This is a genomic window from Curtobacterium sp. MCLR17_045 (genome assembly GCF_003234405.1).
GTDB lineage: Bacteria > Actinomycetota > Actinomycetes > Actinomycetales > Microbacteriaceae > Curtobacterium > Curtobacterium flaccumfaciens.
The window spans coordinates 102,688-118,894 of record NZ_QKTB01000001.1 but is presented as its reverse complement, the minus strand read 5'-3'; the positions used below and the strand labels follow the sequence as shown (position 1 = coordinate 118,894).

Below are 16,207 nucleotides of genomic sequence, written 5' to 3'. Positions count from 1 at the left end.
TCGGTTGGTCGCGACTCGTCGCTTGCGTTGCGTCCGGTGGTCACGAACTGTCGGCTGAGGCGCCGTCGGGCGACGGTTGGTGACCGCTCGGCGGAGGTGCGCGGGGTGTCGTGACCGCTCGTGCTCAGCTCGTCGTCACTCCGCGGCGCGGCGAGCGCGGTGCGCACGGACCTTCGCCCGGTTGCCGCACCGCTGCATCGAGCACCAGCGCCGCGTCCCACCGCGCGACGAGTCGTAGAACACCAGGCCGCAGTCCTCGGCCGAGCACCGGCTCAGCCGGGTCGGCCGGCCGTCGGCCTCGACGTCGTCGAAGCCGACCTCGGTGAAGAGCGCGACGGCATCGCGCGCCACGCTCGACAGGGCCTGCGCCAGGCGGACCCGGTTGGCTCCGGCGCGGCGTCGGCCACCCGGGAGGCTCGGGGGCACGTCCGGCAGGGCGGCGAACAGGTTGACGGTGTCGATGTCGTCGGGCGCGGGGCGCGTGCGGCCGGCGCCGGCACGCAGGCCCGCTGCCACGGCGGTGCGTTCCGCGGCGGTGCTCGCCGGCGCGGGGGCGGCGGCCACGGCGAGTCGGGCGATCGCGGCACGCAGGGCCCGGGCGTCCTGCAGCTCGCGGGCGCTGGCGCCGACGTCGATCGGCTCGGTGTGCTCGCTGAGCCACTCGTCCAGGTCGGCCGGGCTCGCGAGCAGCTCCCCGAGCTGCGACCGCGGTCGGCGTCCGGTGGGGTCGTCGGCGAAGCCACCCGTGTGCGCGAAGTCGAGCGCGATCCGTCCGGCGTCGAAGAACCAGGAGGAACCGGCGTCCGTGCGGATGTGCTGCCCCGTGTGCATCCGCCCAGGCTAACGGGTTACCGGCGCGCCTCCGTGCGTCGGGACCCTCATGCGGTAGTCGACGCCATCGTGGCCGCGTCGTCGTCCGCGGTCCGGCGCCGCCAGGTGATGACGTTCCGGGCATCGAACCGCCGGGAACAACGGGCACAGGCCAGGGGACGGGTGGGCGTGCGGTACCGGAAGTGCTCGTGCCCCGCGGGGCAGGTGCCGATCCAGGGGGCGAGCTCGCTGGCGATCGGCCCGTCGTGCAGCCGGGAGCCGGTGTACCCGATCGCCGCGGCCGTGCGCTTCCACTTCGGTCCGTGTGCCGCCCGGGCGCCGGCGAGTGCGTGCGCGACCTCGTGCAGCAGGACCTGCTCGACGTCGTCGTCGGAGAACCGGGTGGCCAGATGGCGGCTCACCGTGATCCGCTTCCGCGCGAAGTCGCACTGACCCGCGCGGGTCTTGGCGTGGTCGAAGCCGAACGCCCACGTGCCGGCACCGAGGTGTTCGGCGATGAGCGCTTCGGCGCGGAGCCGGACGGTCTCGAGCGCGGTCACTGCTCGGCGCGCGGGTCGGCCTGGCCCTTCTTCGCTGCCCGGGCCGCGATCCGGCCCCAGATGTCGTCGGCCTCGGTGCGTGCGGCGTCGGGTGCACCGAGCACGCGGCGGCGGATCGGCGGGACCTGCTTCACCGGCTCGGCGACGCGGGTGGTGGGTTCCTCGTCCTCGGCGCGGCGGGCGGCGACCTCGCGGGCGGTCCGTGGCTTGTCGGACGGTTCCGCCGGGTTGGTGATCGAGGCCCGCATGGCGGCCTCGACCGCGGTGCGCAGCGCGTCGGTGCGCTCGGACGGCGCGCCGGCCTGTCGGAAGGCCTGGTACGCCCGCGACAGTGCGGCGCGGGCCTCGTCGAATCGGTCGTTCTCGAACAGCGACCAGCCCTCGATCTCGGCTGCGGCGCCCTCGAGTTCGGGCCACTCCTCGGTGGCGGCGGTGTCGCGGGCCATGGCGGCCTCGGTGGCGGCGCGGTCGTGCCGCCCGAGGTCGTGCAGGACGTGCGCACGACGGATCCGTGCGGCGACCTTGTCCTGGCGCTCCCCGGTGAACATCGCCAGGCGGAACACCTCTTCGGCGATGACGAGCGACTCGTCCAGTCGACCGAGCAGGCGGAGGAGTTCGGCCCGTTCGGCGAGGGCGTCGGTGCTGCGGCTCTGGCCGAGGTCACGGAGCCGCTGGTGCACGGCGTCGACGTCGACCGCGGGTCGCAGGCTGATGGGCGCGAAGGTGCTGCCCGGGCTGACTCCGGCCGTCACGGGAGCCGCGTGGCGCGGTTCACGGGAACGGTCGGACAGGTCGGGCTGCTGGCGGTCGTCGGGCGGGAGGGACATCGGTTCGAGGGTAGCCGCGGTCTCCCGGGAGCGGTCGGTGCGACGCGCTCAGGTTGCGCGGGTGCGGCCGTGCACGCGTGCCGCCCGGGACGACGAACGGCCCGCCGTGCCGGAGCACGACGGGCCGTTCCGAGTGGTCGATCAGGAGTTGGCGGCCACCGCGGCGGCAGCGGCCACGCCGACGTAGGTGACCAGCGTCGCGATCGTGGCCACGACGGCCAGGATGATCGCGAAGATGCCCCAGCCGCGACCACGCTTGGTCACGGCGGCGATGATGCCCTGCACGAGCGCCCAGAGCCCGAGGATCGCGGCCACGCCGGCGATCACCGCACCGACCCCGATCTGCGAGATGACGGCCGGGTCGTTCATGAGCTGACGCTGCAGCTCCTGCTGGTCCGGGGTCGCACCGCTGCTCGGTACGAGGTTGTTGATCGCGTCGCTGTTGGCGAGCGCCGACCCCATCACGTACCCGCCGATGACGCCGATGACGAGCGCGGCGAGTCCGAGGAAGAACGCCACGACACCGAGGGTCTTCTTCTTGGGCTTCGGCTCGTCGTGGCTCTGCCAGGCCGGGGCACCGGCGTGCGCGGGCGCGGCGGCGTACGGCTGCTGGTCGTGGTGCTGGTCGTGGCGCTGCTGGTCGTTCCAGCTCGGCGTGCTCGACGGCTGGCCGTACTGCTGCTCGCCGTTCGGCTGGCCGTACTGCTGCTGGCCCTGCCCGTACTGCTGCCCGTACTGCTGCTGGCCCTGCCCGTACTGCTCGCCGTACTGCGGGGTCGAGGTCGGCGCCGGGTCCACCCGCTCGCCGTACCGCGGGGCCTCGGCGTCGGGCTGCTGCTGCGGGGCGTCGCCCCAGCGCGGCGCCTGGCCGTCGCCCGTCCGGTCCTGGTCGTTCCGGTCGTCGTTCGTCATCAGGGTTCCCATCGCTCGGTCGCGCACCTGCGCGGTCGTTCAGACCATCCTGACAGCCGGACCCGCCGAGTGCCCGAAGTCCGTCCCCGGCGGTGCCGCGCGGGCATCAGCCCCCGAACACGCTCCGGTTCGGCTCCGGCGACGCGACCGCCGTCTGGTCGGTGACGATCGGCGCCCCGGCGATGAACGCCTTGAGCTCCGCACCGTGCACGACCTTCGCCGGCATCGGGTCGGACGAGTACCGCCTCGGCATGTCCGCCACCGGCAGGTCGGTCGGCGACCCGAGCAGCACGATGTTCCCGAACCGCCGGCCCTTGAGCATGCCGGTGTCCGCGACCGCGGCGACCGACGGCAGCACCGACTGCAGCGTCGACGCCTGCCCGCGGGCGAAGGCCAACCCGGCACCGTCGGCCACGTTCACCGCGACGATGCCCGTCGGCGACAGGAACGCGGCGACCTCGCGGTAGAACTCGACGCTCGTCACGTGGGCGGGGATCTGCGAACCACCGAAGACGTCCACCACCGCCAGGTCCACGGTGCCGCGGAGTCCGGCGGGCAGCTTGCCGAGGACCTCCCGGGCGTCGCCGTACCGCACCCGGATCGAGGCGCCGCGGGGGAACGGCAGGGCCTCGCGCACGTGCTCGACCAGGTCGCGCTCGAGCTCGATCACCTGCTGCCGCGAACCCGGACGGGTCACCGCGACGTAGCGGGGCAGGGTGAGAGCGCCGGCGCCCAGGTGCAGTGCCGTGATCGGGCCGTCCGGCAGCAGGTCGATCGCGTGCCCGATCCGCCGGATGTACTCGAACGCCAGGTGGGTCGGGTCCTCGAGGTCCACGTGCGACTGCGGGGTGCCGTCCACCACCAGGGTGAAGGACCCCGGTCGGTGCCGGTCCGGCTCCACCACCGAGTACCCCGCACCGATCCGGAACCCGTCGAACGCATCAGCCATGCCGTCAATGGAACACCACCGCGATCACCACCCGCGTCCCCACCCCTGGTTGGTGTGCCCGCGGAGCACCTGGAACGAGGCTGATGTCACCGGTCGGAACACTCCGCCGGACCACCTCGAAAGGCTCACCATGTCGGTCCAGCTCCTCGCGAACGTGCTCATCGGCCTCGCCCTCGTCGGCCTCCTGGCGTACCGGCAGGCGACCTGGCGGTACCTCGACCCGGCGCGCATCTGGCGGGGACCGCTCGTGATGGCGATCGTCGGCGTGGTCGTCCTCGCACAGACCACGGCGACCGTCACCACCACCGACGTCGTGTTCCTCGGCCTCGAGGCCCTGCTCACCGTCGCCGTCGGCCTCGCGATGGGGGCCATGACCCGGTTCCGCACGGTCACGACGCCGGACGCCAAGGGCCGCACGCTGCAGTCCCGCACCGGGTGGCTCGGCGCCGCGCTCTGGATCGTCCTGATCGCCGCCCGCATCGGACTCGACGTCCTCGGCGGCCACCTCGGCGCACACCTGCTCACGTCGACCGGCACGATCCTGCTCGTGCTCGCCCTGAACCGCGCCGCCCGTGCCCTGGTCGTCGACCAGCGCATCCCCCGCGGCGGCGACCGGTCGGAGGCCGCCCGCCGCGGCATGATGGTGCGGTGAGCCTGCCGACCGACCCGGACCGGACCGACCCCGCCGGGGTCCGGTCCGCCTCGGTGCTCTCCTGGGGGCTCAACGCCGTCGGGATCGCCGTGGTCGCCTTCTGGTTCGTCCGGAACGGCCTCCTGCTCCACCACCCCGCGTGGGTCTGGGCCGTCGGGGCCGTGGCGCTCGCCGCCTGGGCCGTCCGCGAAGCGGCACGCACGCCCCTCGTCCTCGTCGCCGCAGCCGGCGTGATGATCGCAGCCGGATCGCTCGCAGTGGTGCCGACCGACTCGCTGCTGGTGGTCCCGGTGATCGTCGGGCTCGTCATCCTCGGCGCGGACCTGCGTCTGCCGGTCTGGACGGCCGCGGTCGCCGCGCTCGCCGCCGTCGTGGTGGTGGCCGTCACCGCGACGCTCGAGCAGACGTCGGTGCAGTTCGTCCTCGGCGTGAGCGGCGGGCTGCTGCTCGGCGTGCTCGTCGGCTTCAGCCGTCGGCAGGTCCGGATCACGACGGCGCAGGCTCGCGAGACCGAGCGGCAGCAGCAGCGCGCACGGCTCCTCGCCGACCGGTCCCGGGCGTCCCGGGACATCCACGACGTCCTCGCCCACTCGCTCGGCGGCCTGGTGCTGCAGCTCGACGCGGTCGAGGCCCTGCTCGAGGCCGGCCGCGTCGACGAGGCCACCCGCCGAGCCGGCGAGGCCCGCGCGCTGGCCGCGGACGGCCTGGCCGAGGCACGGCGTGCGGTGCACGCGCTCCGCGACGAACCGCAGCCCGGCCAGCCGGAGCCGACCCGTGCCTCCAGTCCGTCCGCCGACCACGCGTCGGGCCTGACGGCCCTGCTCGACGCGCACCGTTCGTTCGGCGGCGAGGTCGTCGTGCAGGGTGACGCGACCCTCGCGGTCTTCGACGACGCCCACCGTGCCGCCGTGGTCCAGGTCGTCCGGGAGGCCCTCAGCAACGCCCGCAGGCACGCTCCCGGCCGCCCCGTGTCCCTGTCCGTGATCCGTGACGGCGACGCCGTGGACGTCGTCGTGGCCAACCCGCTGCCGAGCGGCGGGCAGGGGGTGCTCGGGATGCGCGAACGGTTCGCGGAACTCGGCAGCGAGGCCACGGTGGAGGCCGAGCGTTCCGACGACGAGTTCGTCGTCGCCATGCACCTGCCCGTCGACGGCACGCGCGACGCGGACGCTACGGTCGCCGCCGAGGACGACCGCTCGTGACCATCCGGGTGCTCGTGGTCGACGACCAGGCCATCGTCCGCGACGGCCTGGTGACGGTGCTGTCGCTCGTGCCCGACCTGCAGGTCGTCGGGCAGGCGGCCGACGGTGCCGAGGCGATCGCCGCCGTCGACCGGCACGTGCCCGACGTCGTCCTGATGGACCTGCGGATGCCGGGGGTCGACGGGCCGACCGCCACCGCGCGGATCGTCGCCGAGCACCCCGGGGTCGCGGTCCTGGTGCTGACGACCTACGCCGACGACGACTCCATCACCACCGCGCTGCGGGCGGGAGCCCGCGGCTACCTGACGAAGGACGCCGGACGGGCGGAGATCGCGACTGCGGTGCGTGCGGTGGCCGCCGGGCAGTCGACCTTCGACGCGACCGTGGGGGCGCGGCTGGTGGCGCGCCTCGCCGGTGGTGCCGGTGCCGGTGCCGGTGTCGCTGCTGGTTCCGCGGCGCCTGTGTCACCCGATCCCGATCCCGGTCCGTCGCTCGGTGCTCGGTTCCCGGACCTCACCCCGCGCGAAGTGGACGTCCTCGAGCGGATCGCGGACGGCCGGACGAACCCGCAGATCGCCGCCGAGCTGTTCCTGACGGTGCCCACCGTGAAGTCGTACGTGAACCAGGTGTTCGCGAAGCTCGGGGTCCGGACCCGGGCCGAGGCCGTCGCCCGCGTCCTGCGCTGACCGTCCGCAGCACCCCGTCGTCCCCGGGCGACGCACTGCGGACACGTGAATGCGTACACATGGACGACCAGCGGACGCCAAGACTCGTTGCGTACCGTTGACGCCTGTCGTCACGACGCCAGAGCGTCGATGCGTGTGTGCCCCACACTCCACGCGTCCGCCCGGACACCGTGACCACGACGTGCCCGTGAGCGCCCCCACCGCTCGAGCGTGCGCGCCGTCGGCGTGCTGCTGCGCGCCACCCCTCCGGCCACCCGCGCGCGCTGGCCGTCGAACGCACCGCACCCGATGACGAGTGCACCACTGCTGATCCGCCGCAGGAGACCTCCGTCATGACCGCCGACACCATGAGCGTGCCCACCGCACGCCTCGCCACCCCGGACACGCGCCGGTCCGGGACCCGACCCACCCGGGTGATCCGGGCCTCCCGGCCGTCCCGTGCCGCCCATCCGTCCAGCGCCGCCCTGCCGTTCCGCGCCGCCCTGCCGTTCCACGCCGACCGCGAGACCGCACCCACCTGGATGCGGGTCGTCGGCACGGCGCTGCTCCTCGGCGGCGCCGGGCTGTCCGCCGCCGTGCTCGGCTGGCCCGGGGACGCGCCGGAGGTCGCCCTGCTGGTGCCGGCCCTGCTCGCCGTCGCCCTCGGGTCGCTGCTCCTGCTCGCCCGGGCCGGGTTCACCGTCACCGAGCGGCACGTGACCCTGCACTTCCGTCCGCTCCCGCCGCGGCGCATCCCGCGCCGGCGGATCACCGACGTCCGCCTCGTCGAGGCGGACGCGGCCACATACGGCGGTGTCGGCCTGCGGATCCGCCGCGGCGAGCGTGCGCTCATCCTCACGCCGGGGCTCGGGATCGAACTCACGGACGACCGGGGCCGGGTCACGTTCGTCCGCACGCGTCGACCGGAGGACGCGTTCCGTGCGCTGGCCGGACTGCCGGGAGGCGCGGATCGCGTCGAGCGCGAGCGTCTGGGTTGATCAGAGCCCGGCTGAGCAGGGGAATGGAAGCGGCGTGTGGCGGCTTATACACGCCACTGCCGAATCCGGTCAAGCCGGGACTGGACAGCGCGCCACGGAGCGAACTATGATGACAGTTCGCGCTCCCTGGCATCCGTGTCGTCATATTGCGGTCGACGCAGAGTTCTGAGACAGAAACTCATCTCGCCCTGGTGCAGCCGGACCCGTATATGGCGGCGGGTACCGCTCACGGAGATCATCCCACACGTGCACCGACGTTCCGCGTCAAGGCACGCGTCGGCGTGGTCGCAGGGCTTGCATCTCAGGGTTCGCCGAGCGATCAATCCACTCACCTACACACTGCTCGTCAGTGTCGGCCCGACGGGGCCTACCGGAGGTCACACCCTTGGCTGCTGCGCCCAACGCATCCACCAACCCCAAGAACGGTCGCAACCACTCGCGACTCTCGTTCGCCAAGATCACGGACACCCTCACGGTTCCTGATCTGCTCGCACTCCAGACGGAGAGCTTCGACTGGCTCGTCGGCAACGACGTCTGGAAGGCCCGCCTCGCCGAAGGGCAGGAGCAGGGTCGTACCGACCTCGCGCTGCACTCGGGGCTCGAGGAGATCTTCGAGGAGATCTCCCCGATCGAGGACCTCGGCGAGACCATGCAGCTCTCGTTCACCGCGCCGGAGCTCGAAGACCCGAAGTACTCGATCGACGACTGCAAGGAGCGCGGCAAGACCTACGCCGCTCCGCTGTACGTCAACGCCGAGTTCATGAACCACATGACGGGTGAGATCAAGACGCAGACGGTCTTCATGGGCGACTTCCCGCTCATGACCGAACGCGGCACGTTCATCATCAACGGCACCGAGCGCGTCGTCGTGTCGCAGCTCGTCCGTTCGCCCGGCGTGTACTTCGAGCGCCAGCAGGAGAAGACCTCCGACAAGGACATCTACTCGGCGCGGATCATCCCGTCGCGTGGCGCCTGGCTCGAGTTCGAGATCGACAAGCGCGACCAGGTGGGCGTGCGCATCGACCGCAAGCGCAAGCAGTCCGTGACCGTCTTCCTCAAGGCCCTCGGCCTGACGAGCGAAGAGATCATGGACGAGTTCCAGGGCTTCGCGTCGATCGAGTCGACCCTCGAGAAGGACGCCGTCCTCACGAAGGAAGAGGCGCTCAAGGACATCTACCGCAAGCTCCGTCCCGGCGAGCAGGTCGCTGCCGAGGCCGCGCGTGCGCTCCTCGACAACTTCTACTTCAACCCGAAGCGCTACGACCTCGCGAAGGTCGGCCGCTACAAGGTCAACCGCAAGCTCGGCATGGACGCCCCGCTGTCCGACTCGGTGCTCACCGTCAAGGACATCGTCGCGACGATCAAGTACCTGGTGTCGCTGCACGCTGAGCGCACCACGATCGACGGCGTCCGTGACGGCGAGCCGGTGCAGCTGCGCCTCGACGTGGACGACATCGACCACTTCGGCAACCGTCGCATCCGCGCCGTCGGCGAGCTCATCCAGAACCAGGTCCGCACGGGTCTGTCCCGCATGGAGCGCGTCGTCCGCGAGCGCATGACCACGCAGGACATCGAGGCGATCACCCCCCAGACGCTCATCAACGTGCGTCCGGTCGTCGCCGCGATCAAGGAGTTCTTCGGAACGTCCCAGCTGTCGCAGTTCATGGACCAGAACAACCCGCTCGCGGGCCTGACGCACAAGCGTCGTCTCTCGGCCCTCGGCCCGGGTGGTCTGTCCCGTGAGCGTGCCGGCGTCGAGGTCCGTGACGTCCACCCGTCGCACTACGGCCGCATGTGCCCGATCGAGACCCCGGAAGGCCCGAACATCGGCCTGATCGGTTCGCTCGCGTCCTTCGGTCGGATCAACTCCTTCGGCTTCATCGAGACCCCGTACCGTCGCGTCGTCAACGGCGAGGTCACGAAGACCATCGACTACCTCACCGCTTCGGAAGAGGACGACTTCGTCGTCGCGCAGGCCAACGCCCCGCTGACGAACGACTTCCACTTCGCCGACGACAAGGTGCTCGTCCGCAAGAAGGGTGGCGAGGTCGAACTCGTCGCCAAGGACGAGGTCGACTACATGGACGTCTCCCCGCGCCAGATGGTGTCGGTCGCGACGTCGCTCATCCCGTTCCTCGAGCACGACGACGCGAACCGCGCCCTGATGGGTGCGAACATGCAGCGTCAGGCCGTCCCGCTGCTCCGTTCCGAGTCGCCGCTCGTCGGTACCGGTATGGAGGGCTACACGGCCATCGACGCCGGCGACGTCGTCACCGCCGACAAGGCCGGTGTCGTCTCCGAGGTCTCGGCCGACGCCGTCACCCTGCAGCTCGACGAGGGCGGCACGCAGACCTACTACCTGCGCAAGTTCGACCGCTCCAACCAGGGCACGAGCTACAACCACCGCGTCATCGTCTCCGCAGGCGAGCGCGTGGAGCAGGGCGAGGTCATCGCCGACGGTCCCGCGACGGAGAACGGCGAGCTCGCGCTCGGCAAGAACCTCCTCGTCGCGTTCATGCCGTGGGAGGGCTACAACTACGAGGACGCGATGATCCTGTCGCAGAACCTCATCAAGGACGACACGCTCTCCTCGATCCACATCGAGGAGTACGAGGTCGACGCCCGCGACACCAAGCTCGGCAAGGAGGAGATCACCCGTGACCTCCCCAACGTCAGCCCGGACCTGCTGGCCGACCTCGACGAGCGCGGCATCATCCGCATCGGTGCCGAGGTCCGCCCCGGCGACATCCTCGTCGGCAAGGTCACGCCGAAGGGCGAGACCGAGCTGAGCGCCGAGGAGCGTCTGCTCCGTGCCATCTTCAACGAGAAGTCGCGCGAAGTCCGCGACACCTCGCTCAAGGTGCCCCACGGTGAAGAGGGCACGATCATCGGCGTCAAGGTGTTCGACTCGCAGGACGGTGACGACGAACTCGGCTCTGGTGTCAACCAGCGCGTGGTCGTCTACATCGCCCAGAAGCGCAAGATCACCGCGGGTGACAAGCTCGCCGGTCGTCACGGCAACAAGGGCGTCATCTCGACCATCCTCCCGGTCGAGGACATGCCGTTCCTCGCCGACGGCACCCCCGTCGACATCGTCCTCAACCCGCTCGGCGTCCCCGGCCGCATGAACTTCGGCCAGGTGCTCGAGATCCACCTCGGGTGGCTCGCCAAGCAGGGTTGGAACGTCGAGGGCATCCAGGACTGGGCCGAGAACCTGCCGGAGGCAGCGCACAGCGCCGAGCCCGGCACCAAGGTCGCCACCCCGGTGTTCGACGGTGCGTACGAGCGCGAGATCGAGGGCCTCCTCGACTCGACCCTCCCGAACCGCGACGGCGAGCGCCTGATCGGCTCGTCCGGCAAGGCGCAGCTCTTCGACGGCCGCTCCGGCGAGCCGTTCCCGGAGCCCGTCTCGGTCGGCTACATGTACATCCTCAAGCTGCACCACCTGGTCGACGACAAGATCCACGCGCGTTCGACCGGTCCGTACTCGATGATCACGCAGCAGCCCCTGGGTGGTAAGGCGCAGTTCGGTGGACAGCGATTCGGTGAGATGGAGGTGTGGGCGCTCGAAGCGTACGGCGCCGCCTACGCCCTCCAGGAGCTCCTGACGATCAAGTCTGACGACATCCTCGGCCGCGTGAAGGTCTACGAGGCGATCGTCAAGGGCGAGAACATCCAGGAACCTGGCATCCCCGAGTCCTTCAAGGTCCTCATGAAGGAGATGCAGTCGCTCTGCCTGAACGTCGAGGTCCTCTCGGCCGACGGCCAGGCGGTCAGCCTGCGCGACAACGATGACGAGGTCTTCCGCGCTGCGGAGGAGCTGGGCATCAACATCTCCTCGCGGTTCGAGTCGTCCTCCGTCGACGACATCTGATCCCGCCCGTACATCGAAGCCTGAATCAGCAAGAGAGAAGAACATTGCTCGAAGCAACTTCCTTTGACGCCATTCGGATCGGCCTCGCGACCGCCGAGGACATCCGTCAGTGGTCGTACGGCGAGGTCAAGAAGCCGGAGACCATCAACTACCGCACCCTGAAGCCCGAGAAGGACGGTCTGTTCGGCGAGCAGATCTTCGGTCCTTCCCGCGACTGGGAGTGCGCCTGCGGCAAGTACAAGCGTGTCCGGTTCAAGGGCATCGTCTGCGAGCGCTGCGGCGTCGAGGTCACCAAGTCCTCGGTCCGTCGTGAGCGCATGGGCCACATCGAGCTCGCTGCCCCCGTCACGCACATCTGGTACTTCAAGGGCGTCCCGTCGCGCCTCGGGTACCTCCTCGACATGGCGCCGAAGGACCTCGAGAAGGTCATCTACTTCGCGGCGTACATGATCATCGACATCGATGAAGAGGGCCGTCACGCGGACATGCCGGGTCTCGAGAACGAGATGCGTCTCGAGATCAAGACCCTCGAGGGCCAGCGCGACTCGATCATCGCTGACCGCCTCAAGAAGCTCGAGGACGACCTCGCAGCCCTTGAGGAAGAGGGTGCGAAGGCCGACGTCAAGCGCCGCACCAAGGACACCGCCGAGAAGGAGATGTCCCAGGTCCGCAAGTCGTTCGACGAGGACATCACCCGTCTCGAGCGTGTGTGGGAGGACTTCCGCAACCTCAAGGTGGGCGACCTCAAGCCCGAGGACGCCGTCTTCCACGAGCTCCAGGACCGGTTCGGGATCTACTTCGACGCCTACATGGGCGCCGAGGCGATCAAGCTCCGGCTCGAGGCGTTCGACCTGGCCGCCGAGGCCGAGGCGCTGCGTCTGCAGATCGCCGAGGGCAAGGGCCAGAAGAAGATCCGCGCGATCAAGCGTCTGCGCGTCGTCAGCTCCTTCCTCGCCACCGGCAACTCGCCGGCCGCGATGGTGCTCGGCGTCGTGCCGGTCATCCCGCCGGAGCTGCGCCCGATGGTGCAGCTCGACGGTGGCCGTTTCGCCACGTCGGACCTCAACGACCTCTACCGTCGTGTGATCAACCGCAACAACCGTCTCCGCCGCCTGCTCGACCTCGGTGCCCCCGAGATCATCGTGAACAACGAGAAGCGCATGCTGCAGGAAGCCGTTGACGCGCTGTTCGACAACGGTCGTCGTGGTCGTCCGGTCACGGGTACCGGCAACCGCGCCCTGAAGTCCCTGAGCGACATGCTCAAGGGCAAGCAGGGTCGTTTCCGCCAGAACCTGCTCGGCAAGCGCGTCGACTACTCGGGCCGTTCGGTCATCATCGTCGGCCCGCAGCTGAAGCTGCACCAGTGCGGTCTGCCCAAGCAGATGGCGCTCGAGCTCTTCAAGCCGTTCGTGATCAAGCGCCTCATCGACCTGTCGCACGCGCAGAACATCAAGTCGGCCAAGCGCATGGTCGAGCGTTCGCGTCCGCAGGTGTGGGACGTGCTCGAGGAGATCATCCGCGAGCGCCCCGTCCTGCTGAACCGTGCGCCGACGCTGCACCGTCTGGGCATCCAGGCGTTCGAGCCGCAGCTCGTCGAGGGCAAGGCCATCCAGCTCCACCCGCTCGTGTGTGCTGCGTTCAACGCGGACTTCGACGGCGACCAGATGGCCGTGCACCTGCCGCTGTCGGTCGAGGCCCAGGCCGAGGCGCGCATCCTGATGCTCGCCTCGAACAACATCCTGAAGCCGTCCGACGGCCGTCCGGTGACCCTGCCCGCACAGGACATGATCATCGGTCTGCACCACCTGACGACCGTCCGCGAGGGCGCCGTCGGTGAAGGCCGTGCGTTCTCCTCGGTCGCCGAGGCGATCCTGGCGAACGACCAGCACACGCTGCACCTCAACGCGATGGCGAAGATCCGCATGACGGGTGTCCACTTCGCCGAGGGTGAAGCTCCCGAGGGCTACGAGCAGGGCGACACCGTGCTGCTCGAGACGACCCTGGGCCGTGCGCTCTTCAACGAGACCCTCCCGGCGAACTACCCGTTCGTCCAGAAGGTCACCGACAAGGGCGTGCTCTCCGCGATCGTCAACGACCTCGCCGAGCGCTACTCCAAGACCGAGACGGCCGCTGCGCTGGACCGGATCAAGGACGCCGGCTTCTACTGGGGCACCCGCTCCGGTGTGACCGTCGCCCTGTCGGACGTCGTGACGCCTCCTCGCAAGAAGGAGATCATCGCGGGCTACGAGATCCAGGCCGCCAAGGTGCAGGGCGAGTTCGACAAGGGTCTGATCACCGACTCCGAGCGTCGCGCCGACCTGATCAAGATCTGGACCGAGGCCACGAACGAGATCGCGCAGGAGATGCGCGACAACTTCCCGGTCGACAACACCATCAACCGCATGGTGTCGTCCGGTGCTCGTGGTAACTGGCTCCAGGTCCGCAACATCGCCGGTATGCGTGGTCTGGTGAACAACCCGAAGGGCGAGATCATCGCCCGCCCGATCATCAACTCGTACCGCGAGGGCCTGACCGTGGCGGAGTACTTCATCGCCACCCACGGTGCTCGTAAGGGTCTTGCCGACACCGCGCTCCGTACCGCGGACTCCGGGTACCTCACCCGTCGTCTCGTGGACGTCTCGCAGGACGTCATCATCCGCGAGGACGACTGCGGTACGACGCGTGGCCTCGAGCTGCCGATCGCGACCGTGGACGCCGACGGCAAGCTCGTCCGCGACCCGCGCGTCGAGAACACCGTGTACTCCCGCACCCTGGCCACCGAGGCCGTGGACGCACAGGGCACGGTCGTGGCAGAGGCTCGCGAGGACGTCGGTGACGTGCTCCTCGAGAAGCTGCTGGCAGCCGGTGTCGAGAGCATCAAGGTGCGCTCGGTCCTGACCTGCGAGTCGGCCGTCGGTGTCTGCGCGAAGTGCTACGGCCGTTCGCTCGCCACCGGCAACCTGGTCGACATCGGTGAGGCAGTCGGCATCATCGCCGCGCAGTCCATCGGTGAGCCCGGTACCCAGCTGACGATGCGTACCTTCCACACGGGTGGTTCGGCCTCGGCCGACGACATCACCCAGGGTCTGCCGCGTGTCACGGAGCTCTTCGAGGCGCGTACCCCCAAGGGCGCGTCCCCGATCGCCGAGGCCCCCGGCCGCGTCGTGGTCGAGGACACGGACAAGGGTCGTCGGATCATCCTCACGCCGGACAACGGCGACGAGCCGTTCATCTACCCGGTGCTCAAGCGTGCGACGCTCCTCATCGAGGACAACCAGCACGTCGAGCTCGGCGAGCAGTTCATCGCCGGCACCGTCGACCCGAAGGAAGTCCTCCGGGTCAAGGGTGTCCGAGAGGTCCAGAAGCACCTGGTCAACGGTGTGCAGGACGTCTACGGCTCGCAGGGTGTGCCGATCCACGACAAGCACATCGAGGTCATCGTCCGCCAGATGCTCCGCAAGGTCACCGTCGTCGACCACGGCGACACCGACCTGCTGCCGGGTGAGCTCGTCGACCGGTCGCGCTACAACGCGCTGAACCGTGCGGCGCTGCAGGAGGGTCGCAAGACCGCCTCGGCTCGCCAGGAGGTCATGGGCATCACGAAGGCGTCCCTCGCGACCGAGTCGTGGCTGTCCGCCGCTTCCTTCCAGGAGACCACCCGCGTGCTCACGCAGGCGGCCATGGAGGGCAAGCAGGACCACCTCGTCGGCCTCAAGGAGAACGTCATCATCGGTAAGCTCATCCCCGCCGGGACGGGCCTCAGCCGGTACCGTGACGTGGACGTGAACGCGACCGAAGAGGCGAAGGCGGAGCGGTACCCCAACCGCATCTTCGCTGACGACTCGTCGTTCTCGGACGCCGACCTGAGCTTCGTCGACTTCGACAGCTTCTCGTCGGACGACTTCACGCCGGGCACGTACAACTGAGCCTGATGTGATCCCACGAAGGCCCCGTCTCCGCAAGGAGGCGGGGCCTTCGTCGTGTCGTCACCACGTGACGGCCTGGAGGCGCGGTGCGGGGCCGCCACGGGCCTCCCGTCCGCCGTGGGGTCGCGGCTAGAGCGCGCGGCCCGCGCCGTTGTCGCGGCCGGAACCGCGTCCGGTCTCGTCGACCAGCGAGAACAGGCTCAGCACGTTGCCGTCGGGGTCGCGGACGTCGAACCAGTCGACCGCACCGTCGACGCACTCGACGGGGCCGATGTCGATGCCGAGCGCGCCGATTCGTGCGTGCTGCGCGGCGACGTCGTCGACGCCGAAGCGGACGCTGACCGGGTTCTCCTCGGCCTGCTCGTCGACGTAGAGCTGGATCCAGATGCCGCCGACCTCGTACTCGGCGACGCCGTCCTCGGGCTCGAGGTCCGGCTCGGTGCGCTCGAAGACCGCGCCGTACCAGAGGCAGGACGCCTCGATGTCGCTGACGGGCAACCCCACGGTCACGCTCGTGATGTCCATGTCTCATCATGTGCCCGGGTGGGGGCGCGCGTCGAGAGGGATTCCGCGGCGCCGCGCTGTCCGGCCCGCGTCGGACGACGGCCTCGTTCCTCCACACCCCCGTGTGACACCGACGTTCTCCACGGACCGCTCGCCAGGACTCCGGCAGCCGTGCGGGGTCCGGGAGGCTGGCGGACATGCACCCTCCGACGGCCACCGCGAACCGGCCCAGGCGTCCCCCGGACCGGGGCCGAACCGGTCGTGGACCCCAGTTCTGGGTGCAGCCGGACCCCCTCCGCCCCCTCTTTCTGGGACTGCGGTCGGCGAG

12 protein-coding genes are annotated in these 16,207 nt (G+C 70.0%); 6 read left to right on the top strand and 6 right to left on the bottom strand.

Annotated elements, in window-relative coordinates; all coding sequences use genetic code 11:
* Positions 1 to 135: 135 nt before the first annotated feature.
* From DEJ05_RS00595 to DEJ05_RS00575, 5 genes are all read right to left on the bottom strand, one after another.
* Positions 136 to 831: a CGNR zinc finger domain-containing protein gene (locus DEJ05_RS00595; protein ID WP_027466753.1), complete on the bottom strand. Its 696-nt coding sequence runs from the start codon at positions 829 to 831 to the stop codon at positions 136 to 138.
* Between the two features lie 47 nt (positions 832 to 878).
* A complete protein-coding gene (locus tag DEJ05_RS00590) occupies positions 879 to 1,370 on the bottom strand; it encodes a SprT-like domain-containing protein (RefSeq protein ID WP_111023268.1) in 492 nt (163 codons plus the stop codon).
* Positions 1,367 to 2,197, bottom strand: a complete 831-nt coding sequence (locus DEJ05_RS00585; protein ID WP_071406181.1) for a hypothetical protein — start codon at positions 2,195 to 2,197, stop codon at positions 1,367 to 1,369. The genes DEJ05_RS00590 and DEJ05_RS00585 overlap by 4 nt, the downstream gene beginning before the upstream one ends.
* A gap of 141 nt (positions 2,198 to 2,338) precedes the next feature.
* A complete protein-coding gene (locus DEJ05_RS00580; protein WP_146244987.1) occupies positions 2,339 to 3,109 on the bottom strand; it encodes a DUF308 domain-containing protein in 771 nt (256 codons plus the stop codon).
* A gap of 106 nt (positions 3,110 to 3,215) precedes the next feature.
* Positions 3,216 to 4,058, bottom strand: a complete 843-nt coding sequence (locus DEJ05_RS00575; RefSeq protein WP_110863235.1) for a spermidine synthase — start codon at positions 4,056 to 4,058, stop codon at positions 3,216 to 3,218.
* 130 nt (positions 4,059 to 4,188) lie between these two features.
* On the opposite strand from DEJ05_RS00575, the gene DEJ05_RS00570 reads away from it, so the two are divergent.
* The 6 genes from DEJ05_RS00570 (at position 4,189) to rpoC (ending at position 15,375) form a co-directional block, all read left to right on the top strand.
* Entirely contained in the window at positions 4,189 to 4,710 is a 522-nt protein-coding gene (locus tag DEJ05_RS00570; RefSeq protein WP_111028956.1) for a hypothetical protein, read from the top strand.
* On the top strand, positions 4,707 to 5,912 hold the full coding sequence (locus tag DEJ05_RS00565; protein WP_111028957.1) for a sensor histidine kinase: 1,206 nt from the start codon (positions 4,707 to 4,709) through the stop codon (positions 5,910 to 5,912). Before DEJ05_RS00570 ends, DEJ05_RS00565 begins: the two co-directional genes overlap by 4 nt.
* The gene (locus DEJ05_RS00560; protein WP_111028958.1) at positions 5,909 to 6,598 is read left to right on the top strand and encodes a response regulator transcription factor; all 690 of its coding nucleotides are present in this window, start codon (positions 5,909 to 5,911) and stop codon (positions 6,596 to 6,598) included. The genes DEJ05_RS00565 and DEJ05_RS00560 overlap by 4 nt, the downstream gene beginning before the upstream one ends.
* A gap of 332 nt (positions 6,599 to 6,930) precedes the next feature.
* Positions 6,931 to 7,575 (top strand): hypothetical protein, encoded by a 645-nt coding sequence (locus DEJ05_RS00555; RefSeq protein WP_111028959.1) that lies wholly within the window; start codon positions 6,931 to 6,933, stop codon positions 7,573 to 7,575.
* Positions 7,576 to 7,960: 385 nt separating this feature from the next.
* Positions 7,961 to 11,449 (top strand): DNA-directed RNA polymerase subunit beta, encoded by a 3,489-nt coding sequence (rpoB, locus tag DEJ05_RS00550; protein WP_071406174.1) that lies wholly within the window; start codon positions 7,961 to 7,963, stop codon positions 11,447 to 11,449.
* A 44-nt stretch (positions 11,450 to 11,493) separates the two neighbouring features.
* Positions 11,494 to 15,375, top strand: a complete 3,882-nt coding sequence (gene rpoC / locus DEJ05_RS00545) for a DNA-directed RNA polymerase subunit beta' (protein ID WP_110863230.1) — start codon at positions 11,494 to 11,496, stop codon at positions 15,373 to 15,375.
* Positions 15,376 to 15,504: 129 nt separating this feature from the next.
* Here the strand turns inward: rpoC and DEJ05_RS00540 are convergent, their stop codons facing one another.
* Complete coding sequence (locus DEJ05_RS00540) at positions 15,505 to 15,900, bottom strand: VOC family protein (RefSeq protein ID WP_071245506.1); 396 nt, start codon at positions 15,898 to 15,900, stop codon at positions 15,505 to 15,507.
* Positions 15,901 to 16,207 lie beyond the last annotated feature (307 nt).